21 protein-coding genes and 6 tRNA genes are annotated in these 21,413 nt (G+C 64.4%); 19 read left to right on the top strand and 8 right to left on the bottom strand.

Translation table 11 applies throughout. The features are described from left to right. Positions 1 to 38: 38 nt before the first annotated feature. The 7 genes from C7I36_RS05445 to mmuM all read left to right on the top strand — a co-directional run bounded on the left by C7I36_RS05445 (position 39) and on the right by mmuM (position 6,365). The gene (locus C7I36_RS05445; protein WP_106452712.1) at positions 39 to 1,379 is read left to right on the top strand and encodes an NfeD family protein; all 1,341 of its coding nucleotides are present in this window, start codon (positions 39 to 41) and stop codon (positions 1,377 to 1,379) included. After that, entirely contained in the window at positions 1,376 to 2,176 is an 801-nt protein-coding gene (locus C7I36_RS05440) for a slipin family protein (protein WP_106452711.1), read from the top strand. The genes C7I36_RS05445 and C7I36_RS05440 overlap by 4 nt, the downstream gene beginning before the upstream one ends. 80 nt (positions 2,177 to 2,256) lie before the next feature. Continuing rightward, positions 2,257 to 2,661, top strand: a complete 405-nt coding sequence (locus tag C7I36_RS05435; protein WP_106452752.1) for a group II truncated hemoglobin — start codon at positions 2,257 to 2,259, stop codon at positions 2,659 to 2,661. Between the two features lie 158 nt (positions 2,662 to 2,819). Continuing rightward, complete coding sequence (locus C7I36_RS05430; protein ID WP_106452710.1) at positions 2,820 to 3,611, top strand: transporter substrate-binding domain-containing protein; 792 nt, start codon at positions 2,820 to 2,822, stop codon at positions 3,609 to 3,611. Between the two features lie 54 nt (positions 3,612 to 3,665). Further along, positions 3,666 to 4,616, top strand: a complete 951-nt coding sequence (locus tag C7I36_RS05425; RefSeq protein WP_096779673.1) for an amino acid ABC transporter permease — start codon at positions 3,666 to 3,668, stop codon at positions 4,614 to 4,616. An 8-nt stretch (positions 4,617 to 4,624) separates the two neighbouring features. Next, entirely contained in the window at positions 4,625 to 5,374 is a 750-nt protein-coding gene (locus C7I36_RS05420; protein WP_342749481.1) for an amino acid ABC transporter ATP-binding protein, read from the top strand. Between the two features lie 37 nt (positions 5,375 to 5,411). After that, a complete protein-coding gene (gene mmuM / locus C7I36_RS05415; protein ID WP_106452709.1) occupies positions 5,412 to 6,365 on the top strand; it encodes a homocysteine S-methyltransferase in 954 nt (317 codons plus the stop codon). Between the two features lie 3 nt (positions 6,366 to 6,368). Here mmuM and C7I36_RS05410 read toward each other — a convergent pair whose 3' ends face one another. The 6 genes from C7I36_RS05410 to hemA form a co-directional block, all read right to left on the bottom strand. Beyond that, positions 6,369 to 6,833 (bottom strand): Lrp/AsnC family transcriptional regulator, encoded by a 465-nt coding sequence (locus C7I36_RS05410; RefSeq protein ID WP_106452708.1) that lies wholly within the window; start codon positions 6,831 to 6,833, stop codon positions 6,369 to 6,371. A gap of 145 nt (positions 6,834 to 6,978) precedes the next feature. Continuing rightward, entirely contained in the window at positions 6,979 to 7,827 is an 849-nt protein-coding gene (kdsA, locus tag C7I36_RS05405; RefSeq protein WP_106452707.1) for a 3-deoxy-8-phosphooctulonate synthase, read from the bottom strand. 8 nt (positions 7,828 to 7,835) lie between these two features. Beyond that, a complete protein-coding gene (locus C7I36_RS05400; RefSeq protein WP_106452706.1) occupies positions 7,836 to 8,642 on the bottom strand; it encodes a SirB1 family protein in 807 nt (268 codons plus the stop codon). Continuing rightward, positions 8,620 to 9,477, bottom strand: coding sequence for a peptide chain release factor N(5)-glutamine methyltransferase (gene prmC, locus C7I36_RS05395; protein WP_106452705.1), 858 nt, complete (start codon positions 9,475 to 9,477; stop codon positions 8,620 to 8,622). The genes C7I36_RS05400 and prmC overlap by 23 nt, the downstream gene beginning before the upstream one ends. Continuing rightward, on the bottom strand, positions 9,478 to 10,563 hold the full coding sequence (prfA, locus tag C7I36_RS05390; protein ID WP_106452704.1) for a peptide chain release factor 1: 1,086 nt from the start codon (positions 10,561 to 10,563) through the stop codon (positions 9,478 to 9,480). Between the two features lie 25 nt (positions 10,564 to 10,588). Further along, positions 10,589 to 11,848: a glutamyl-tRNA reductase gene (gene hemA, locus C7I36_RS05385; protein WP_106452703.1), complete on the bottom strand. Its 1,260-nt coding sequence runs from the start codon at positions 11,846 to 11,848 to the stop codon at positions 10,589 to 10,591. A 128-nt stretch (positions 11,849 to 11,976) separates the two neighbouring features. On the opposite strand from hemA, the gene lolB reads away from it, so the two are divergent. The 3 genes from lolB to C7I36_RS05370 all read left to right on the top strand — a co-directional run bounded on the left by lolB (position 11,977) and on the right by C7I36_RS05370 (position 14,619). Next, positions 11,977 to 12,555 (top strand): lipoprotein insertase outer membrane protein LolB, encoded by a 579-nt coding sequence (lolB, locus tag C7I36_RS05380; protein WP_146137311.1) that lies wholly within the window; start codon positions 11,977 to 11,979, stop codon positions 12,553 to 12,555. After that, a complete protein-coding gene (gene ispE, locus C7I36_RS05375) occupies positions 12,552 to 13,433 on the top strand; it encodes a 4-(cytidine 5'-diphospho)-2-C-methyl-D-erythritol kinase (RefSeq protein WP_106452701.1) in 882 nt (293 codons plus the stop codon). Before lolB ends, ispE begins: the two co-directional genes overlap by 4 nt. Before the next feature lie 238 nt (positions 13,434 to 13,671). Then, on the top strand, positions 13,672 to 14,619 hold the full coding sequence (locus C7I36_RS05370) for a ribose-phosphate pyrophosphokinase (protein ID WP_146137310.1): 948 nt from the start codon (positions 13,672 to 13,674) through the stop codon (positions 14,617 to 14,619). A gap of 186 nt (positions 14,620 to 14,805) precedes the next feature. Here C7I36_RS05370 and C7I36_RS05365 read toward each other — a convergent pair whose 3' ends face one another. Then, positions 14,806 to 15,534 carry a sulfite exporter TauE/SafE family protein gene (locus tag C7I36_RS05365; RefSeq protein WP_106452699.1) on the bottom strand — a complete coding sequence of 243 codons (729 nt, stop codon included), beginning with the start codon at positions 15,532 to 15,534 and terminating at the stop codon, positions 14,806 to 14,808. Between the two features lie 184 nt (positions 15,535 to 15,718). Between C7I36_RS05365 and pth the strand changes: the two genes are divergently transcribed. The 8 genes from pth to C7I36_RS05325 all read left to right on the top strand — a co-directional run bounded on the left by pth (position 15,719) and on the right by C7I36_RS05325 (position 18,358). Beyond that, on the top strand, positions 15,719 to 16,315 hold the full coding sequence (pth, locus tag C7I36_RS05360; RefSeq protein ID WP_106452698.1) for an aminoacyl-tRNA hydrolase: 597 nt from the start codon (positions 15,719 to 15,721) through the stop codon (positions 16,313 to 16,315). Between the two features lie 15 nt (positions 16,316 to 16,330). Continuing rightward, positions 16,331 to 17,422: a redox-regulated ATPase YchF gene (ychF, locus tag C7I36_RS05355; protein WP_106452697.1), complete on the top strand. Its 1,092-nt coding sequence runs from the start codon at positions 16,331 to 16,333 to the stop codon at positions 17,420 to 17,422. Positions 17,423 to 17,640: 218 nt separating this feature from the next. Then, positions 17,641 to 17,717, top strand: a tRNA-Met gene (locus C7I36_RS05350). A 6-nt stretch (positions 17,718 to 17,723) separates the two neighbouring features. Then, a tRNA-Gln gene (locus tag C7I36_RS05345) sits at positions 17,724 to 17,798 on the top strand. Between the two features lie 123 nt (positions 17,799 to 17,921). Continuing rightward, positions 17,922 to 17,996 (top strand) — tRNA-Gln (locus C7I36_RS05340). A gap of 111 nt (positions 17,997 to 18,107) precedes the next feature. Then, a tRNA-Met gene (locus C7I36_RS05335) sits at positions 18,108 to 18,184 on the top strand. 6 nt (positions 18,185 to 18,190) lie between these two features. Further along, a tRNA-Leu gene (locus tag C7I36_RS05330) sits at positions 18,191 to 18,275 on the top strand. An 8-nt stretch (positions 18,276 to 18,283) separates the two neighbouring features. After that, a tRNA-Gln gene (locus C7I36_RS05325) sits at positions 18,284 to 18,358 on the top strand. A 220-nt stretch (positions 18,359 to 18,578) separates the two neighbouring features. Here C7I36_RS05325 and C7I36_RS05315 read toward each other — a convergent pair. Next, positions 18,579 to 19,748 (bottom strand): FAD-dependent monooxygenase, encoded by a 1,170-nt coding sequence (locus C7I36_RS05315; protein WP_106452696.1) that lies wholly within the window; start codon positions 19,746 to 19,748, stop codon positions 18,579 to 18,581. A 163-nt stretch (positions 19,749 to 19,911) separates the two neighbouring features. Between C7I36_RS05315 and miaB the strand changes: the two genes are divergently transcribed. Continuing rightward, positions 19,912 to 21,342 carry a tRNA (N6-isopentenyl adenosine(37)-C2)-methylthiotransferase MiaB gene (gene miaB / locus C7I36_RS05310; RefSeq protein WP_106452695.1) on the top strand — a complete coding sequence of 477 codons (1,431 nt, stop codon included), beginning with the start codon at positions 19,912 to 19,914 and terminating at the stop codon, positions 21,340 to 21,342. Positions 21,343 to 21,413: the final 71 nt, after the last annotated feature.

Raw genomic sequence — 21,413 nt, 5'->3', positions numbered from 1 at the left:
CTAAGCTCATAGGTAGGCAGGCAACGGGGAGCCGGAACATGTACTGGCGAATGCTGCTGCTGGCGCTGCTGCTGAGTTCACCGGCACTGGCTCAGGAGCGCTACTGGCAGATCGACATCAAGGGCGCCATCGGTCCCGGCATTTCCGATTACCTGGTCACCGAGCTCAATCAGGCCCAGAGCGAGCAACCCGCCCTGGTGCTGCTGACCATGGATACCCCCGGCGGCCTGTACAGTGCCACTCGCGATATTATCAGCGCCATGCTCGAGTCCAGCGTGCCAGTGGTGGTGTACGTGTCTCCCGGCGGGGCCCGGGCCGCCTCCGCCGGTACCTATATTCTCTACGCCAGCCACGTCGCCGCCATGGCCCCGGGCACCCACCTCGGCGCCGCCACCCCGGTGCAGATAAGCCCTCCCGGCAGCACCGAGCGGCCTCGGGATCGGGCGGATGAAGAGCGGGAAGGCGACCAGCCTGCTCCCGACGGGGGCGCCATGGAGCGCAAGACCCTGAACGACGCCGTGGCCTATATCAAGTCGCTGGCCCAGTTGCGCGGGCGCAACGCCGACTGGGCCGAGCAGGCGGTGCGCGAGGCCGCCACCCTCACCGCCTCCGAGGCCCTGGAGCAGGGGGTCATCGAGCTGGTGGCGGTGGACATTCCCGAACTGCTGCAGGCCCTGGACGGACGGGAAATCAGGCTCCACGACCAGCCCTATACCTTCGCCACAACGGGGCTGCTGGCCGAGCAGCGCCAGCCCGACTGGCGCCAGCGCTTCATCATCATCATCACCAACCCCAATATCGCCTACCTGCTGATGCTGGTGGGCATGTACGGCATACTGCTGGAATTCTACAGCCCCGGCTTCGGGGTGGCCGGGGTGACCGGCGCCATCTGCCTGCTGCTGGCGCTGCTGGCGCTGCAGATGCTGCCGGTGAGCACCGCCGGCCTGGCCCTGCTGTTGCTGGGGCTGGCGCTGATGGTGGGCGAGGCCCTGTCGCCCAGTTTCGGTATTCTCGGTGGCGGCGGCCTGGTGGCCTTTGCCATTGGCTCGGTACTGCTGTTCGACACCCCGGATCAGGCGTTCCGGGTCGCCTGGCCCTTCGTGGCCGCCTTCACCCTGTTCTCGCTCACCCTGGTCCTGGTGGTGGTGCGGCTCATCGTGAAGCAGCGCCGGGCCGCTCCCGTGTCCGGCACCGCCGCCATGGTCGGCGAGCAGGGCATCGCCCTCACCCCCATAGCTCCCACCGGCACCGTGCTGGTGCAGGGCGAACGCTGGCAGGCCCACAGCCGGCAGCCCATAGCCCCAAACCAGGCGATCGTCGTGCTGGCGGTGGAAGATCTTACCCTCAACGTGGCCCCCCTGGAGGAGACCCAGTCATGATGATCGATTTTCTGTATTTTCAGCTGCTGATCGTGATCCTGGTGGTCATGCTGCTCAGCAGCATGTTCCGCATCCTGCGCGAGTACGAACGGGGCGTGATCTTCCTGCTCGGCCGCTTCTACAAGATAAAGGGGCCCGGCCTTATCCTGGTGATCCCCTTCGTGCAGCAAATGGTACGGGTGGATCTGCGTATCGTCACCATGGACGTGCCCTCCCAGGATCTGATCTCCAGGGACAACGTCACGGTGCGGGTCAATGCGGTGCTCTATTTCCGGGTGCTGGATCCGCAAAAAGCCATCATCAACGTGGAAAACTACCTGGAGGCCACCAGCCAGCTGGCCCAGACCACCATGAGATCCGTGCTCGGCCAGCACGAGCTGGACGAGATCCTCTCGGCCCGGGATACCCTCAACAACGATCTGCAGCGCATCCTGGATCAAAGCACCGACAACTGGGGCATAAAGGTGACGGCGGTGGAAATCAAGCACGTGGATCTCGATGAATCCATGATCCGCGCCATCGCCCGCCAGGCAGAAGCCGAGCGGGCCCGGCGGGCCAAGGTGATCCACGCCACCGGCGAACTGGAAGCGTCCAGGCAGTTGCTGGAAGCCGCCCATATCCTGGCCCAGCAGCCCGAGGCCATACAGTTGCGCTACCTGCAGACCCTGACCGAGGTGAGCAGCGAGAACAGCAAGATCATCGTCTTCCCCCTGCCGATGGAGCTGGGGCAGATACTGCAGCGCCTGGCGGGGCAGCATAATCCGGAAGATCCCAAGTCGCCGAGCGAGATGACCTGAGGACGGCGCCCGACACTTCACGCACCGGACATTTTGGGCCAGAATAACCGGCATTCCGGATGATTGATGGGGACCTTCTGATGACATCGCCTTCCGCCTACGGGCAGGGTGACACTTCCTTCCGGGCCGCCGGTGGCGAGCGCGGCCTGCGCCGCCTGGCCGAGGCCTTCTATGCCGCCATGGAACGTCGCCCCGACGCCGCCGCCATCCGTGCCATGCATCCGGACAGCCTCGACGAGAGCACCGACAAGCTGGCCCGCTTCCTGTGCGGCTGGCTGGGCGGCCCGCCCCGCTACCGGGAAAAATACGGCCCCATCAGCATACCCCGGGCCCACGCCCACCTGGACATAGGCCCCGCCGAGCGGGACGCCTGGCTGGCCTGCATGGCCGAGGCGCTGGCGACTCAGGACTACGCCGAGGACTTCAAGCAGTACCTGCTGCGCGCCCTCTCCGTGCCCGCCGAACGCTGCCGCACCCGGGACTGAGCCCCCTGCCGGAAACGGTGCCGGCCGGCGCCGTTCCTCCCCGCTTTTTTCCCCGATAACGCGGAATATCCCCGTGCGCAGCCGCTAGAATACGAGGCTCCGTTAATCGCCATCGGGGCCCTCGCCCTCGATGCCTCGTTCGCCACAGGGACTGTCTCATGAAAACAACCCTCCGCCTTCTCCTGCTGGGCAGCGGCCTCGGCCTGTTCGCCGCCGGTGCCCAGGGCTCCACCCTGGAGCAGATCCAACGCTCCGGTGAATTCCGCTTCTGCTTCGAGTCCGGCTACATGCCCTTCGAAATGACCGACAAGGGCGGCGACTTTATCGGCTTCGACATCGATATCGCCAAGGCCATGGCCAGGTCGGTCAACGTCGAGTTCGTGCCGGTCAACACCGGCTGGGACGGCATCATCCCCGCCCTGCAGACCAACAAGTGCGATCTGATCCTGGGCATGACGGTCACCCCCGAACGTAACCTCAGCGTCAACTTCGCCGAGCCCTATTTCGACGCTGGCCAGACGGTACTGATCCGCCCGGCACTGGCCGACAGCATCGACTCCTATCGCCAGCTGAACGATGAAAACTACACCGTCACCGCCCAGCTCGGCACCACCGGCGAATACGCCATCAAGCGCCACCTGGGCCGGGCCAAGGTGCGGCTGTTCGAAAGCTCCGCCGACGCCGCCCAGGAAGTGGCCAACGGCCGGGCCGACGCCTTCGTCTACGACATCAGCTACAACGCCGTCTACGCCGCCCAGAATCCGGGCCGGCTGGTGCACCTGGACCAGGCCTTCACCTACGGTCCGCTGGGCTGGGCAGTGCGTAAAGGCGACGGGGACTTCCTCAATTTCCTCAACAACTACCTGCGTCAGATCCGGGAAGACGGCAGCTACGACCGGCTCTACCACAAGTGGTTCAAGAGCGACGCCTGGGTCGGCCGGGTACAGTAATCCTCTGGTTGTTGCCGGCGGCCCGGGCCGCCGGCGGGTTTGACGGGAACGAATATGCAGACTGCCAAACAGCGCTGGCTGTGGAACGGGGTCTTTGTGGGCGTGGTGCTCATGCTGGCCGGCGCCCTCTACTGGTCCACCCAGAGCATCGACTACCACTGGCGCTGGGAGCGGGTATTGCCCTATGTGGTGGACAGCTCGCCCCAGTCCATCCGCGCCCCCTTCGACGGCCAGGCCGAACTGGGCGACGACGGCCGTACCCTGACCCTGGTGTCCGATCACGGCGATGCGCCCCTGGTGCTGGACAGCTTCAGTACCCTGCTGGTGGCGGACGGCGATCTGCTGTTCGAGGGGGACGAAGTCGCCAGGCTCGACAGCCTGCGCGCCGGCCCTATCCTCCATGGCATGGTGATGACGCTGCAACTGTCGGTGGTGTCATTGCTGTGCTCCATCCTGCTCGGCCTGGGGTTGGGCCTGGGACGGCTGTCCGCCAACCCGGCCCTGCGCCGGCTGTGCATCCTCTATATCGAGATCATCCGCGGCACCCCGCTGCTGGTACAGATCTTCATCATCTACTTTTTCGTCGGCACCGTGCTGTCCCTGGATCGCTTCACCGCCGGCGCCACCGCCCTCACCCTGTTCAGCGCCGCCTATGTGGCGGAGATCATCCGCGCCGGCATCCAGGCGGTGCCGGTGGGGCAGATGGAGGCGGCCCGCTCCCTCGGCATGAGCTACGGCCGGGCCATGGTCGAGGTGGTGCTGCCCCAGGCGCTCAGGCGCAGCCTGCCGGCCCTGGCCGGCCAGTTCATCAACCTGATCAAGGACTCCTCCCTGGTGTCGGTGATCTCCCTCACCGACCTGACCAAGGCCGGCCGGGAAGTGGTGTCCTCCACCTTCGCCCCCTTCGAGGTGTGGTTCACCGTGGCCCTGCTCTACCTGGTGATGACGGCGTCCCTGTCCTGGCTGGTGCAACGGCTGGAACGGCGCCTGTCGGCGGGACACTAGGAGACCCCATGCAGATAAAACACGCAGAAACCATGCTCCACGCCCACCGGGTCGACAAGGTGTTCGACAACGGCTGCCGGGCGCTCAGCCAGGTGTCGGTGACCCTGCGCCGCGGGGAAGTGGTGGTGATCGTCGGCCCCTCGGGGTCGGGCAAATCGACCTTCCTGCGTACCCTCAACCGGCTGGAAAGCATCAGCGCCGGGCGCATCGAACTCGCAGGCATCGACATTCATGCCCGCAGCACCAACGTCAACCGGCTCAGGGAGCGGGTGGGCATGGTGTTCCAGGGCTTCAACCTCTTCCCCCACAAGACCGCCCTGCAAAATGTGATGCTGGCTCCGCTCAAGGTGGCCCGGCGTCCCCGTGCCGAGGTCGAGCAGCAGGCTCGGGGCCTGCTGGCCAAGGTGGGCCTGGCCGAGCGCATGGACCACTACCCCGCCCAGCTGTCCGGCGGCCAGCAGCAGCGGGTGGCCATCGCCCGGGCCCTGTGCATGCAGCCGCAGATCATGCTGTTCGACGAGCCCACCTCGGCGCTGGATCCGGAAATGGTGGGGGAAGTACTGGAGGTGATGAAGGGCCTGGCCCGGGACGGCATGACCATGGTGGTGGTCACCCACGAGATGGGCTTCGCCCGGGAAGTGGCCGACCGGGTGCTGTTTATGGCCGACGGCCTATTGCTGGCCGAAGACACCCCGGACGGCTTTTTCAACCGCCCCGCCCACCCGCGGTTGCGGCAGTTCTTATCGCAGATCCTCTAACCCATCCACCGCCTCGCCGGTGTTGTTCAAGGTGTGTATGACCAATCCTATTGAAACCCTGCTCGCGCAGTTTCCCCTGGCCATCCTCGACGGCGCCCTGGCCACCGAGTTGGAAAGCCGGGGCTGCGACCTCAAGGATCCGCTGTGGTCGGCCAAGGTGCTGATCGAACAGCCCGAGCTTATCTACGCCGTTCACCACGACTATTTCGCCGCCGGCGCCGATGTGGCCATCACCGCCAGCTACCAGGCCACCTTCGAGGCCTTCGCCCGCCGCGGGCTGGACGCCGGACAGGCCGCCGGCCTGATGCAGCGGGCGGTGCAACTGGCGGTGGCGGCGCGGGACGACTTCTGGCAAGGATTGAGCGCCGAACAGCGCGCCCTGCGTCCCCGCCCTCTGGTGGCGGCCTCGGTAGGCCCCTACGGCGCCATGCTGGCGGACGGCTCCGAATACCGGGGCCATTACGAGCTGGATGAAGCCGGCCTGATGGCCTTTCATCGCCCCCGGCTGGAGGTGCTGCTGGCGGCCGGCGCCGACCTGCTGGCCTGCGAGACCCTGCCCTGCCTGAGCGAGGCCCGGGCCCTGGCCCGGCTGATGGAAGCCCATCCCGGCGCCTGCGGCTGGATCAGCTTCAGTTGCCAGGACGCGGAGCACAACAGCCAGGGCGAGCGGCTGCGCGACTGCGTCACGGCCCTGGCCCCCTTCGACTCGGTGGTGGCGCTGGGCCTCAACTGCACCGCCCCCGAGCACGTGCCCGGGCTGCTGAAATCGGTGCGGGGCGCCACCGCCAAGCCGCTGCTGGTCTACCCCAACTCCGGCGAGCAGTACGACGCCGGCCACAAGTGCTGGCACGGCCCGGCCGACAGCGAACAGTTCGCCCTGGCCGCCGGACGCTGGCAGCGGGAAGGCGCCGCCCTTATCGGCGGCTGCTGCCGCACCTCGCCGGCGGACATCGCCGCCGTGGCCGCCCTGCTGCGCCCGGCGGCGGGATAAGGGTCAGAGCGGCAGGTGCAGCCCGGATTTCAGCACATTGAGCACCACATTGGTGTTCATGCGCTTGATTTCCGGAAACTGGCTCATGGTGGCTTCGGCGATGGCGTCGAATTCGGTCACGTCCCGCGCCAGGATCACCGCCACCAGATCCACCGCGCCGGTCACGTAGAAAATCTGCTGAAAGGTGTCCTGGCCCTGGGCCCAGCGCATGAACCTGTCCATCACCGGGTAGTTTTCCCGCTCGATTTCCAGGCCGACGATAAAGGTCATCAGGTTGTCGAGCTTGCGGTTGTCGACCACCGCCACGTCGGCGCTGATCACCCGGCTCTGGCGCAGCCGCTTCAGCCGCCGCTGCACCGCCGACGGCGACAGCCCTATCTCTTCGGCGATGACTTCGCTGCGGGTCAGGCAGTTGCGCTGCACGATGGCGAGTATTTTGCGATCGAATTGGTCGAGGTTGTCACTCATTGCCGGCTGGATCCCGTCGGATGATTGAAGCCATAAATACGGCTGGACGGCTATTCTAAATAACTCGGCGATCCGGCTCAACCATTGAGAAACACAAAGGCGGCCCCCCGGCCGCCTTTGTGAAGAGCGAGCTATCCCGTCCGGCTCAGCCTTGGGTGTCCAGCGGCTCGAAGCTTTTTACCAGTTCGTCCAGGGCCTTGATCTGGGCCAGGAAGGGCTCGAGTTTGGCCAGCGGCAGGGCGCTGGGGCCGTCGCACTTGGCATGCTCCGGATCCGGGTGGGATTCGAGGAAGAGGCCGGCCAGGCCGGTGGCCATGCCCGCCCGGGCCAGGTCCACCACCTGCTCCCGGCGCCCGCCGGAGGCCTCGCCAAGCGGATCCCGGCACTGCAGGGCATGGGTCACGTCGAAGATGATGGGGGCGCCGGCGGTGGCCTTTTTCATCACCCCGAAGCCGAGCATGTCCACCACCAGGTTGTCGTAGCCGAAGTTGGCGCCACGCTCGCACAGGATCAATTGGTCGTTGCCGCACTCGATGAACTTGTCGACGATGTTCTTCATCTGCCCCGGGCTCAGGAACTGGGGCTTCTTGATGTTGATCACCCGGCCGGTTCTGGCCATGGCTTCCACCAGATCGGTCTGGCGGGCGAGGAAGGCGGGCAGCTGGATCACATCCGCCACCTCGGCCACGGGGGCGGCCTGCCAGGGCTCGTGCAGGTCGGTGATCACCGGCACCTGGAAGGTGTCCTTGATTTCCGCCAGCAGCTTCATGCCCTCTTCCAGGCCGGGGCCGCGGAAGGAGTGGATGGAGGAGCGGTTGGCCTTGTCCCAGCTGGCCTTGAACACATAGGGGATGCCGAGCCGGGTGGTCACCTCGACATAGTGCTCGCAGGCTTTCAGCGCCAGATCCCGGGATTCCAGCACATTGATGCCGCCGAACAGCACGAAGGGCTGATCGTTGGCCACACTTATCTGATTGATCTTGACGGTTTTCATCGCTGCTCCTAGTGGAGGGTTTGGGGGCCCAGATCGAGGGCCGCTATCTGGGCTTTCAGCACGTCGGCCACCGGATCCTCGGGGCAGTGCTGGATGAAGAATTCGAAATCCTCGGCGGCGAGCCGGTGGCAGTCGAGCTGCTCGAACAAAAAGCCCCGGTCACGGCGCGCCACCGGGCAGTCGGGCCTGAGCTTGAGCAACAGCTGGCTGCAGGCCAGGGCCTCGGAAAACTGGCGGCCATTGATAAAGGCCGCTTTGGTCACGTTCAACAGCCGGGTCAGGATGTCCATGGCCCCGGCCGGCTGCAGGTGCTCGGACCTGAGCCGGGCCAGGTTGCCCCGGGCGCCGCGCAGCAATTGTTCCATCTCCCGCCGCCCGAGTGGCTTGCCGGTGAAGGGATCGATCACAGACGGCTCGTCGCCTGCCCAGATCCGCACCAGAAAATGGCCCGGAAAACCAATGCCTTCGGCCCGTATGGCAAACCGTTCGCACAGGTGCAGGATAAGCACGCCCAGGGTCACCGGAATGCCCCGGCGCCGCGCCAGCACCCGATCCAGCAGGCAGTTGTCGACCGAGAAGAACCGCTCCCAGTCGCCGGCCAGCCCCAGCGGCCCGAACAGGGCGGGCAGCAGTTGCCGGGCGGCGTCCCGGCCGGCCAGGGCCTCGGCCAGTTCCCGCTCCAGGGCAAAGAGATCGCGCTCGGCCCTGTCCCGGGCCGCCAGGCCGTAGAGGCTTTCGACCACGTCCAGGGCCAGGGTCATGGGGCTCCTCGGCTCTGGGCCCGCCCAGCCGTCACTGACCTGGGTTTTCAACATCTTGCCTCCCGGGCCACTGGCCCAATGAAATCCGTTCCTGGCCGCCGTAGTCGCGCAGGGTCTCGATCCGGGCAAAACCTTGCCCGGACAGCAGCGCCCGCACCGACTTCCCCTGTTGCCAGCCGTGCTCGAGCAGCAGCCAGCCGCCGGCTTCCAGGTAGACGGGCGCCTGTTCGACCAGGTGGCGCAGATCCGCCAGCCCTTCTTCTTCCGCCACCAGTGCCGAGGTGGGTTCAAAACGTACATCCCCCTGCCGCAGATGGGGATCGGCGGCATCGATATAGGGCGGGTTGGACAGGATCATGTGAAAGCGCAGGCCGGCCAGGGGGGCAAACCAGCTGCCCTCGCGCACCTCTATGGCCAGCCCCAGCCGTTCACTGTTGCGCCGGGCCAGGGCCGCCGCCGCCGGGTTGAACTCCACCGCCAGCACAGTGTATTCGGGGCGCTCGCTTTTCAGCGCCAGGGCAATGGCGCCGGTGCCGGTGCCCAGGTCCGCCAGGGCAGCGGGGCCGGCCGGCAGCCGCGCCAGGGCAGCGTCTATCATCAGCTCGGTATCGGGCCGGGGGATCAGGGTGTCGGGGGTGACCTCGAGCTCCAGCGACCAGAACTCGCGCCGGCCGGTGAGGTGCGCCACCGGCTCGCCCTGCCGCCGCCGGGCCACCAGGGCGGCCAGTTCGGCCTGTTCGCCCGGTGCGACCGGGTATTCAGGCCAGGCCAGCAGGAAACTCCTCGGCTTGCCCAGCACATGGCACAGCAGCACGTCCGTATCCAGGGCGGGCGACTCGCCCCCCGCCAGCTGTTCGCGCAGCCGTTGGCGCAGCTCGGCCAGGGTCATTTACTGTCCCGCCAGGGCGGCCAGCAGGTCGGCCTGGTGCTCCTGCAGTATCGGCTGGGTCAGCATGTCGAGCTGGCCTTCGAGCACTTCGCTCAGCCGGTACAGGGTGAGGTTGATACGGTGATCCGATACCCGCCCCTGGGGATAGTTGTAGGTGCGGATACGATCGGAGCGATCGCCGCTGCCGAGCAGGTTGCGCCGGGTATTCTGCTCCTCCGCATGGCGTTTGTCCTGCTCCGCCTGGGCCAGGCGCGAGGCCAGCACCGCCATGGCCTTGGCCCGGTTCTTGTGCTGGGAGCGCTCGTCCTGGCATTCCACCACCATGCCGGTGGGCAGGTGGGTGATGCGGATGGCCGAGTCGGTCTTGTTGACGTGCTGGCCGCCGGCGCCGGAGGCGCGGAAGGTGTCCACCTTCAGATCCGCCGGGTTGATCTCGGGGGCTTCGGCCTCGGGGATCTCGGGCAGCACCGCCACCGTACAGGCGGAGGTATGGATACGGCCCTGGGATTCGGTTTCGGGCACCCGCTGCACCCGGTGGCCGCCGGACTCGAACTTGAGCTTGCCGTAGGCACCGGACCCCTCGACACGCACGATGATCTCCTTGAAGCCGCCGTGTTCACCCTCGCTGGCGCTGACGATCTCGATACGCCAGCGTTGGATCTCGGCGTAGCGGCTGTACATGCGGAACAGATCGCCGGCAAAGATGGCGGCTTCGTCGCCGCCGGCCCCGGCGCGGATTTCCAGAAAACAGTTGTTGTCGTCCTTGGGATCCCTGGGCAGCAGCAGGATCTGCAGCTCCCGGCCCAGCTCCTCGATGGCGGACTCGGCGGCGTCGATTTCCTCTTCGGCCATGGCCCTGAGCTCGGCGTCGTCTTCCGCCAGCATTTCCCGCGCGCCGGCCAGATCGGCCTCGGCCTGGCGGTAGCGGCCGAAACAGCCCACCACGCCTTCCAGCTGGGCGTATTCCCGGGTCAGGGCCCGGTACTGCTCCTGGTTGTTGATGACGGAGGCCTCGCCGAGCAGCGCCTGCACCTCTTGGTAGCGCTCCTGCAGGCCTTCCAGTTTCTTCAGTATGGATTCGTTCATCGGTGTCTCGCGGCCGGGGGCCTTGTCAGCGCTGGCCCAGGCCCAGGCTGTGGGCCAGTACGGCCAGGAGTTCCTGATCGCCGTCCTTGCCCGCCTGGGCCAGCGCCTGGGTGGGAGTATGAATCAGTTTGTTGGTCAGGCGCCGGGCCAGCTCTGTCATGATTTTGGCCGGATCCTCGCCCTGGTCCAGGGCCTGCAGGGCCCGGCCGAGTTCCTGTTCGCGCATCCTCTCCGCCCCGTGGCGATAGTCGCGGATCAAGTCCACCGACTTGAGCGAACGGAACCAGCCCATAAACTGGTCCCGCTCCTCTAGTATGATGCGTTCCGCCTGGCCGGCGGCGCGCCTGCGGGCCTCCAGGTTCTGCTCGATGATGCCCTGCAGGTCATCCACAGTGTACAGGTAGGCGTCGTTCAGCTCGTCCACCTCGGGCTCGATATCCCGCGGCACGGCGATATCCACCAGCAGTATGGGCTGATGGCGGCGGACCTTGAGCGCCCGCTCCACCATGCCCTTGCCGATGATGGGCAGGGGACTGGCGGTGGAACTGATGACGATGTCGGCCTGGGGCAGGTGCTCGGGGATCTGCTCCAGGGTGATCACCTCGGCCTCGAATTCCCGCGCCAGGTTCTGGGCCCGCTCCAGGGTACGGTTGGCGACCGTCATGCGGGTGACCGACTGCTCCTTCAGGTGGCGCGCTACCAGTTCGACGGTTTCGCCCGCCCCCACCAGCAGCACCCTGGTGCGCCCCAGATCCGAAAAAATGCGCTTGGCCAGGCTGACGGCGGCAAAGGCCACCGACACCGCGCTGGCGCCGATCTCGGTTTCGGTTCGTACCCGCTTGGCCACCGAAAACGACTTCTGGAACAACCGCTCGAGAATGCCCTTGAGACCGCCGGCCTGGTGCGACTGGCTGTAGGCCTGCTTGATCTGGCCCAGGATCTGCGGCTCGCCCAGCACCAAGGAGTCCAGGCCACAGGCCACCCGCATCAGGTGGCGCACCGCCTCTTCGCCCTGATGCTGGTACAGGCAGGAGGTCAGTTCGTCTTCATCCAGGTGGTGAAAATGCTGCAGCCAGTGGCGCACGGCATCGCTTTGCCCCTGGGGATCCAGGCAGCAGTAAAGTTCGGTGCGGTTGCAGGTGGAAACGATCACCGCTTCTTCGACGCCCTGGGTGCCTATCAGCTCCTGCAGCGCCTTGGGGGCGATATCGGGCCCGAACGCCACCCGCTCGCGCAGGGCGACCGAGGCGGTCTTATGATTGATTCCCAGTACCAGCAGGCTCATGAGGGTATTTTGCGGCTCGCAACGTCTTTCCCAAGTAGCCGGCTATTGTACGAGAAAGGGTAAGGCTTTAAAAGGCGCCGACCTTGCCCTTATACTGGCCGCCCTTGTCCGTTGCGGGAGATCCGGCTGTGCGAGCCCTGTTGATGTGTGTTGCCCTGTTATTGCTTTCCGGCTGTGCCTACCGGGCACAGGAAGCTCCCGCCGGCTCCTGGCAGGCCCAGCAGTCGACCCTGGAGCAACTGCGCGATTGGCAGCTGTCGGCCCGTCTGGGCATCATCACCCCCGACGAACGCGGCAGCCTGAGCCTGTTCTGGCGCCAGGAGCGCGACGACTACCGGATGAACCTGACCAACGTGGTCGGCAAGCGGGCACTCGATCTCAGCCGCCGCCGGGGCACCATTCAACTGATCGACAGCGAGGGACAACGGCATAGCGCCGACAACGCCCGCGATCTGGTATACCGCCTGACCGGCTGGGATCTGCCGGTGGAGCAACTGGCCCACTGGATCAAGGGCCTGCCCGGTGAGGCGGACCAGGTTGAATACGATGCTGACGGACGGCCGAAAACCGTCCGCGCCCATGGCTGGCGACTCGACTACCTGGGCTATACCCGTATCGATGGCCTCTGGCTGCCGAGCCGGATGGATCTTAGCCACAACACCACTACCCTGCGCCTGGCCATCAGCCAGTGGGAGCTGAACCCATGATGACACTGCCCGCCCCCGCCAAGCTCAATCTCTTCCTTTATGTCACCGGCCGGCGCGATGACGGCTACCACAACCTGCAGACCCTGTTCCAGTTCCTGGATCACGGCGACGAACTCGGCTTCGAGCCGGCCCCCGATGGCGAGCTGGCCCTGGGCCCCGCCCTGCCCGGGCTGGCGCCGGAGCAAAACCTCATTATTCGCGCCGCCCGCCTGCTGCAGAGCAAGACCGGCTGCACCAAGGGTGCGCGTATCCATCTGACCAAACGGCTGCCCATGGGCGGTGGCCTGGGTGGCGGCTCCAGCGATGCCGCCACCACCCTGGTGGCCCTCAACCGGTTGTGGCGGCTGGGGCTGACCCTGCCGCAACTGGCCCGGCTCGGCCTGCAGTTGGGCGCCGACGTGCCCGTCTTTATCCACGGACAGGCCGCCTTTGCCGAAGGCGTGGGCGAGCGGCTGACTCCGGCCACCCCGCCCGAGCCCTGGTATCTGGTGCTCAATCCGGGGGTGGAAGTGGCTACCGCCGCCGTGTTCCAGGACCCGGCTCTGCCCCGTTCCAGCCCGGTGCTGAGCCTGGAACAACGCCTGTCCCTGCCCTGGGAAAACGATTGCGAGGCCCTGGTCAAAAAGCGCCGGCCCGAGGTTGCCAAGCTCCTCGGCTGGTTGCTAGAATACGCGCCGTCAAGAATGACGGGCACCGGCGCCTGTGTTTTTGCCAGTTTCAACAGCCGCGAAGCGGCCGAAAACGTGCTGGCAAAGGCGCCACCCGGCAGCCAGGGTTTCGTGGCCAAGGGCTGCAACCGCTCTCCCCTGCAGACTGCCCTGGCGGTACTGGATCGGGGACCGTCATCGGACAAGAAAGACCAGGCAGCGATGGCATGAAGGTGGGGGTGGGCCCGCCTTCTCCCTTATCCCGAGGGTCAATCCGCTGCGGCAGTCGCCTGCAGGACGACACGGCCATGGCCGACTTGCCGTCCGGGCCTTCTCGCCCGGCCGCCTGCAGGGCGCTCCGAACCCAGAATTCCAAAAAAGGGCTGGATAGCGGACCCTGGGTCCGCGACACGGGTTCACGGCCCCGTCCAGTCTCGCCACCCATGAAACAACCCCGAGGTTTTCAACCGTGCCCGACATGAAGCTGTTTGCTGGTAATGCAACGCCGGAACTCGCCCAACGTATCGCCGATCGTCTCTTTATCAAACTGAGTGCTGCCGATGTCGGCCGCTTCAGCGACGGCGAAATCAGCGTACAAATCAATGAAAATGTACGTGGCGGCGATGTCTTCATCATCCAGTCCACCTGTGCGCCCACCAACGACAACCTGATGGAACTGATCGTCATGGTGGATGCCCTTCGTCGTGCCTCCGCCGGTCGTATCACCGCGGTGATCCCCTACTTCGGCTATGCCCGCCAGGACCGGCGGGTGCGTTCCGCCCGGGTGCCGATCACCGCCAAGGTGGTGGCCGATTTCCTGTCCAGCGTGGGTGTTGACCGGGTGCTGACCGTTGACCTGCATGCCGAGCAGATCCAGGGCTTCTTCGACGTGCCGGTGGACAACGTGTTCGGTACCCCGGTGCTGCTGGAAGACATGAAGGCCAAAAACCTGAACAACGCCGTGGTGGTTTCCCCCGATATCGGTGGTGTGGTGCGGGCCCGTGCCGTGGCCAAGCTGCTGGACGAAACCGACATCGCCATCATCGACAAGCGCCGTCCGCGCGCCAACGTATCCCAGGTAATGCACCTGATCGGTGATGTGGAAGGCCGTGACTGCGTGATTGTCGACGACATGATCGACACCGGCGGCACCCTGTGCAAGGCCGCCGAAGCCCTGAAGGAGCGCGGCGCCAAGCGGGTGTTCGCCTACGCCACCCACGCCGTCTTCTCCGGCAATGCCGCCCAGAACATCAAGGACTCGGTCATCGACGAGGTGATCATCACCGACTCCATCCCGCTGACCGACGAGATACGGGCGCTGGACAAGGTCAAGCAGCTGACCCTGTCCCCCATGCTGGCCGAGGCTATCCGCCGCATCAGCAACGAAGAGTCCATCTCCGCCATGTTCGAGCACTGATGGCTGAAAGCTAGAAGCTGAAAGTCTAAAAAGCCCGCGTGTTCGCGGGCTTTTTTGTGCCCGGAATGCGGGATTCGGGATTCGGGATTCGGGATTCGGGATTCGGGATTCGGGATTCGGGATTCGGGATTCGGGATTCGGGATTCGGGATTCGGCAGTGAGTGTATTCAGTCCCCAGTCCCCAAATTACCAATAGAACCGCACAAAGTAATAGCCGCTCAGGCCGATGCCGAACGCCACAATGCTCCAGGCCAGCAGTTGAGGACGGATCCACACCAGCACCCGGGCGCCCAGCTTGCCGCCAACCAGGTAGCCCAGCGCCAGCACCAGGCAGGCCGGCCAGTACACCAGCCCCGACAGGGAATACACCAGTATGGTGGCGCCGCTGGCCAGCATCGACAGATACAGCTTGATGGCATGCTGCTGCAGGCTGGAGCCCATGCGCAACTGGCCGGTCAGCGCCATCAGCAAGACCCCCAGGCCGCCGCCGAAAAAACCGCCGTAAAAGCTGCCGCCCAACAGCAACGGCCAGGCACGACGCCTCATTACGAGCTTCCCTTCAAACCCCGACCGGCTCAGCAACTGACGGGCGTAGAGCAGACATACACCCAGCAGCAGCCAGGGTACCAGGTAGTTGAAGCTGTCGGCGTTGAACTGCACCAAGGTCAGCGCCCCCAGTCCCCCCCCGCTCAGTCCGACTATCGTCAGCGCCAGCCAGGGCCCACTGCCGAGCTGGCGGCGCATGCCCCAGAAAGCACTCAAATAGCCGGGCCAGGAGGCCACGCTGGCGGTGGCCACGGCGCCGGTGCTGGGCACCCCTATGGCCAGCAGCGCCGGCAGGGTAAAAAACAGGCCGCCGCCGGCCAGGGCATTGACCAGGCCGGCGAGCAGGGCCCAACCAGAAAGTTCCAACATACGATACGATTCCGTGAACGGCATCCCTGCGGTGAGAAAACAGGCCGGAAAGGCCCGAATGGGTGCAAACGATCATACAGTATATTGTGCACAATATGCGACTTCCTCTCGCAGGCGCCGGCAAGGTGGCCATTATTGCCGCTCTTCATTAGAATATGGCGTCATTTTAACGCCGACTCAGCCTATGCATCCTATCGAACTCATTGTCGGGCTTGGTAATCCCGGCCCGGAATACGCCCATACCCGCCACAACGCCGGCGCCTGGTACGTCACCGAGCTGGCCCGGCTGCACGGTGCCCAGCTCAGGGAAGAGGGCAAGTTCTTTGGCTGGACCGGGCGGGTGCGCATCGCAAACCGCGACGTGCGCCTGCTGATCCCGGCCACCTTTATGAACCGCTCGGGCAAGGCGGTGGCGGCCCTGGCCAATTTCTACCAGATCCCGCCCGAGGCGATACTGGTGGCCCACGACGAACTCGACCTGCCCCCGGGCTCTGCCCGCTTCAAGCAGGGCGGCGGCCACGGCGGCCACAATGGCCTGCGCGACATCATCGGTTGTCTGGGCAACAACAAGGATTTCTACCGGCTACGGCTCGGCATCGGCCACCCGGGGCACAAGTCCCAGGTGGCCGGCTTCGTGCTGACCAAGGCGCCGGCGACCGAACAGAGCCTGCTCGACGCCACCGTGGACGAGGCCGTCCGCGCCACCGATATTTTATTCAGTGACGGTATGACCCGGGCGATGAACCGCCTGCATGCCTTCAATGCCGACTCCACCAAGTAATCTCAGGACACAGTTATGGGTTTTAAATGCGGTATAGTGGGCCTGCCCAACGTGGGCAAGTCCACCCTGTTCAACGCGCTGACCAAGGCGGGCATCGAAGCCGCCAACTTCCCCTTTTGCACCATAGAGCCGAACACCGGCGTGGTGCCGGTGCCGGACAAGCGCCTCGATGCCCTGGCCGAGATCGTCAAGCCCCAGCGCATCCTGCCCACCACCATGGAGTTCGTGGATATCGCCGGCCTGGTGGCGGGTGCTTCCAAGGGCGAGGGCCTGGGCAACAAGTTCCTGGCCAACATCCGTGAAACCGACGCCATCGGCCATGTGGTGCGCTGCTTCGAAAACGACAACATCATCCACGTGGCGGGCAAGGTGTCTCCCCGTCACGACATCGAGGTGATCAACACCGAACTGGCGCTGGCGGATCTGGACACCTGCGAGCGGGCCATCCAGCGCAACGCCAAGAAGGCCAAGGGTGGCGACAAGGACGCCAAGTTTGAAATCACGGTGCTGGAGAAGCTGCTGCCGGCCCTGGAGCAGGCCCAGGTACTGCGCAGTGTCGAGCTCACCAAGGAAGAAAAGGCGGCCATCGCCTACCTGAACTTCCTCACCATCAAGCCCACCATGTACATCGCCAACGTCAATGAGGACGGCTTCGAGGGCAACCCCTACCTGGCCGAGGTGGAGGCTATCGCCGCCGCCGAGCACGCCATAGTGGTGCCGGTGTGCGCCGCCATGGAGTCGGAAATTGCCGAGCTGGATGCAGAGGAAGCCGCCGAGTTCATGGCCGACATGGGCCTGGAAGAGCCGGGGCTGAACCGGGTGATCCGCGCCGGCTACCAGTTGCTCAACCTGCAGACCTACTTTACCGCCGGGGTGAAGGAAGTACGCGCCTGGACCATCCCCGTGGGCGCCACCGCGCCCCAGGCGGCTGGCAAGATCCACACCGACTTCGAAAAGGGCTTTATCCGCGCCCAGACCATCGCCTATGACGATTACATCGCCTACAAGGGCGAGCAGGGCGCCAAGGAAGCGGGCAAGATGCGCTCCGAGGGCAAGGACTATATCGTCAAGGACGGCGACGTGATGAACTTCCTGTTCAACGTCTGAGCCGGCATCCGCCGTTGCAACCAGGCCGGGGACTTCTCCGGCCTTTTGCGTTTTCAGGCCAAAAAACCGGCCTTCCCAACCGGTCCGGCGCTGCCATGCCTAGTTTCTGGCCAAACGGTTGAGAGTGACCTATTTTTCGGGAAAAAACGGTTGACGCTCCGGAGCCGGATACGCATAATGCGCCCCGTCCGGTGACGAGCAGTCATCGACGGCAAAGTGGCTATGTAGCTCAGTTGGTTAGAGCACATCACTCATAATGATGGGGTCGCAGGTTCGAATCCCGCCATAGCCACCACTCTGCTGGGGTATCGCCAAGCGGTAAGGCAGCGGGTTTTGATCCCGCCATTCCCAGGTTCGAATCCTGGTACCCCAGCCATTTTCAGGAAATGATTGAAGAAAAATACGTTTTGATCGCGGTCTCAGTACCCAGGTTCAACGCCGACACCTTCAGTTATTTCAAGATGGCTTGTTCTGTGTTATCACTGTCCGCCATCACTGTTGGGGTATCGCCAAGCGGTAAGGCAGCGGGTTTTGATCCCGCCATTCCCAGGTTCGAATCCTGGTACCCCAGCCATTTTACTGTAAAGCTGGATAAACAGCGGGTTTTTATCCCGGCATCAGTGCCCAGGTTAGTAACTCGGTGCCCCAGCCATTTAAAAACATTGAGGCGACTCAATGCTTATGTGGCTATGTAGCTCAGTTGGTTAGAGCACATCACTCATAATGATGGGGTCGCAGGTTCGAATCCCGCCATAGCCACCACTCTCAGCGGGAGTGGCGAAATTGGTAGACGCACCAGATTTAGGTTCTGGCGCCGCAAGGTGTGCGAGTTCAAGTCTCGCCTCCCGCACCATTCAAAATTGGGGTATCGCCAAGCGGTAAGGCAGCGGGTTTTGATCCCGCCATTCCCAGGTTCGAATCCTGGTACCCCAGCCATATCAAACAAAAAGCCGACCTTTGGGTCGGCTTTTTGTTTTTCGGGACTTGGGATTGGGGATTGGGGATTGGGGATTGGGGATTGGGGATTGGGGATTGGGGATTGGGGATTGGGGATTGGGGATTGGGGATTGGGGATTGGGGATTGGGGATTGGGGATTGGGGATTGGGGATTGGGGAATCGTACCAGTCCCTATTCCCCAATCCCAAGTCCCTGAATTTACAACCCCATGGCGTATTTCATCACCCGGTTTTTCAGCGGGCCGCCATGTTCGGCAGCCTTCAGCCCCAGGTTGCGCAGCAGTTTAAGTGGTGGCAGATCGTTGCTGAAGGCCTGATAGAACAGATCCATGGCGCCCTGCATCAACAGATTGTCGGGCCGGCGCCGGCATTCATAACGCAAAAGCAGGTCGGGGGCGGCAAAATCGGTCCCGCCTTCTACCGCCTGGTGCACCAGTTCGCCAAGCACCATCACATCCTTGAAGCCGAGGTTGACGCCCTGCCCCGCCAGCGGGTTGATGGTATGAGCCGCATCCCCCAGCAGCACCACGGCGCCCTTGACGTACTGATTGGCATGGCGGCGGCGCAAAGGGAAATGGCCCTTGTCCAGCACCCGCACCGGTCCCAGGCGGGCCGGAAAGTGCGCCGCCACCTCATGGGCCAGGGTCTCGTTGCTCAACGCCGCCAGCTGCTCGATCCGTGTCCTGCTGTCGTACCACACCAGGGATGCCTTGCCGTTGCCAAGCGGCAACAGAGCCCGGGGCCCGGAGGGATGGAATTGTTGCCAGGTGATATCCTGCTCCATTGCCTCACCTTCGACACTGATCAACAGGCAATGCTGGGCGTAGTCCCAGGCGGTGACACCGATACGGGCCAGGCTGCGGGTGCGCGACTCGGCGCCGTCACAGGCCAGCACCAGCCGGGCGTGCAACCGCCGCCCGCCGTCCAGCAGTAACTCGGCGCCCCGCTCGTCCCGCGTCATCCCGGCCAGAGCCGCCGGACAGTCAAACACGACATTGCGCCACTGGGCCAGGGCCTGCCAGAGGCCGAGCTGGATCACCCGGTTTTCCACCATAAAGCCCAGATAATCACAATCGAGCTCCCGGGCCTCGAAGCGGGTGGCGAAACCGTCCCATTCGCTCGCCTCCAGCCGCCGGTAGAGCCAGGCCCGCATGGCCGTGATGGCATCCCAGGCCCCAGCCTGCTGCAACAGCCTCACCGAGGCGGCGCTGAGCGAGGAAATACGCACATCATGAGGGTTGCCTGCCTCAAAAGGCCGGGGCGGGCGGCTTTCCAGCACACGGATGGCCAGGCCGCTGGGCGCCAGCAGGGCCGCCGCCAGGGCGCCGACCATGCCGCCGCCGATAATGGCGATATCACAGTGTTCCATCTGTATAACCTCTGGATTTTTGAGCCATTCTAACCCAAATACGGCGTTATTTCGGCATCGTTCTGGCCCGGTTCAGGCTGGATATTATCTGGTCACTGCCGGGAGAAAAGAGTAGAATGCCCGGTCCAAAACGCATGTCCCTTTGCTGTAATCCAAGAGCGCCATGAGCAAAAAACTTCATATCAAGACCTGGGGCTGTCAGATGAACGAGTACGATTCATCCAAGATGGCCGACCTGCTGGACGCCACCCACGGCTACCAGCTCACCGAGGACGCCGAGCAGGCCGATGTGCTGCTGCTCAACACCTGCTCCATCCGCGAAAAGGCCCAGGAAAAGGTCTTTCATCAGCTCGGCCGCTGGCGTCCGCTGAAGGAAGCCAACCCCAGGCTGGTGATCGGGGTCGGCGGCTGCGTCGCCTCCCAGGAAGGTGAAGCCATCCGCTCCCGCGCGCCCTTCGTGGACATCGTGTTCGGGCCCCAGACCCTGCACCGGCTGCCGGCCATGATCAAGTCCGTGCTCGAGGGCCGCGGCGCCCAGGTGGATGTGAGCTTCCCCGAGATCGAAAAATTCGACCGCCTGCCCGAGCCCAGGGCCGAGGGCGCCACCGCCTTTGTCTCTATCATGGAAGGCTGCTCCAAGTACTGCTCCTTCTGCGTGGTGCCCTATACCCGCGGCGAGGAAGTGAGCCGGCCGCTCGACGACGTACTCTTTGAAATCGCCCAGCTCGCCGAGCAGGGCGTGCGCGAGGTCAACCTGCTGGGCCAGAACGTCAACGCCTACCGGGGCGAGACCCATGACGGCGACATCTGCAGCTTCGCCGAACTGCTGCGGCTGGTGGCGGCCATCGACGGTATCGACCGCATTCGCTACACCACCAGCCACCCCATCGAATTCACCGACGACATCATCGAGGTGTACAAGGACACCCCCGAGCTGGTCAGCTTCCTGCACCTGCCGGTGCAGAGCGGCTCGGATCGCATCCTCACCCTGATGAAGCGGCCCCACACCGCCCTGGAATACAAGTCCAAGATCCGCAAGCTGCGTGCGGCCCGCCCCGACATCACCATCAGCTCCGACTTTATCGTGGGCTTCCCCGGGGAAGAGGCGGACGACTTCGAGAAGACCATGAAACTCATCGAGGACGTGGGCTTCGACATGAGCTTCAGCTTTATCTACAGCCCCCGCCCGGGCACCCCGGCCGCCGATCTGCCCGACGACATTCCGATGGAAGAGAAAAAGGAACGTCTGTACCGGTTGCAGAATGTGATCAACAACCAGGCCCAGCAGATCAGCCGGCAGATGCTCGGCTCCACCCAGCGTATCCTGGTGGAAGGCCCCTCCAAGCTCAACCCCATGGAACTGCGTGGCCGCACCGAGAACAACCGGGTGGTGAACTTCGAAGGCCCCCATCGCCTTATCGGCGGTTTTGCCGACGTGGAGATCACCGAAGTGATGCCCCACAGCCTGCGCGGCACCTTCCTGCGCGGCGAGGACGAGATGGATCTGCGCAGCCAGATATCGCCCCAGAGCATCCTGGCCCGTCGCCCCGACGGCGTACCCGACGAAGTCGGCGTGGCCACCTTTACCCCTTAACGACAGCTGTAAGCTATCAGCTTTAAGCTGTAAGACAGACTAAAGTTGTCTGCTATCACCGGGCCCAATTC

The sequence above is a fragment of the Zobellella taiwanensis genome, assembly GCF_003012795.1.
GTDB classification, from domain to species: Bacteria; Pseudomonadota; Gammaproteobacteria; order Enterobacterales; family Aeromonadaceae; genus Oceanimonas; species Oceanimonas taiwanensis.
The sequence above is the reverse complement of the archived record's forward strand: the minus strand, read 5'-3'. Positions and strand labels throughout refer to the sequence as shown.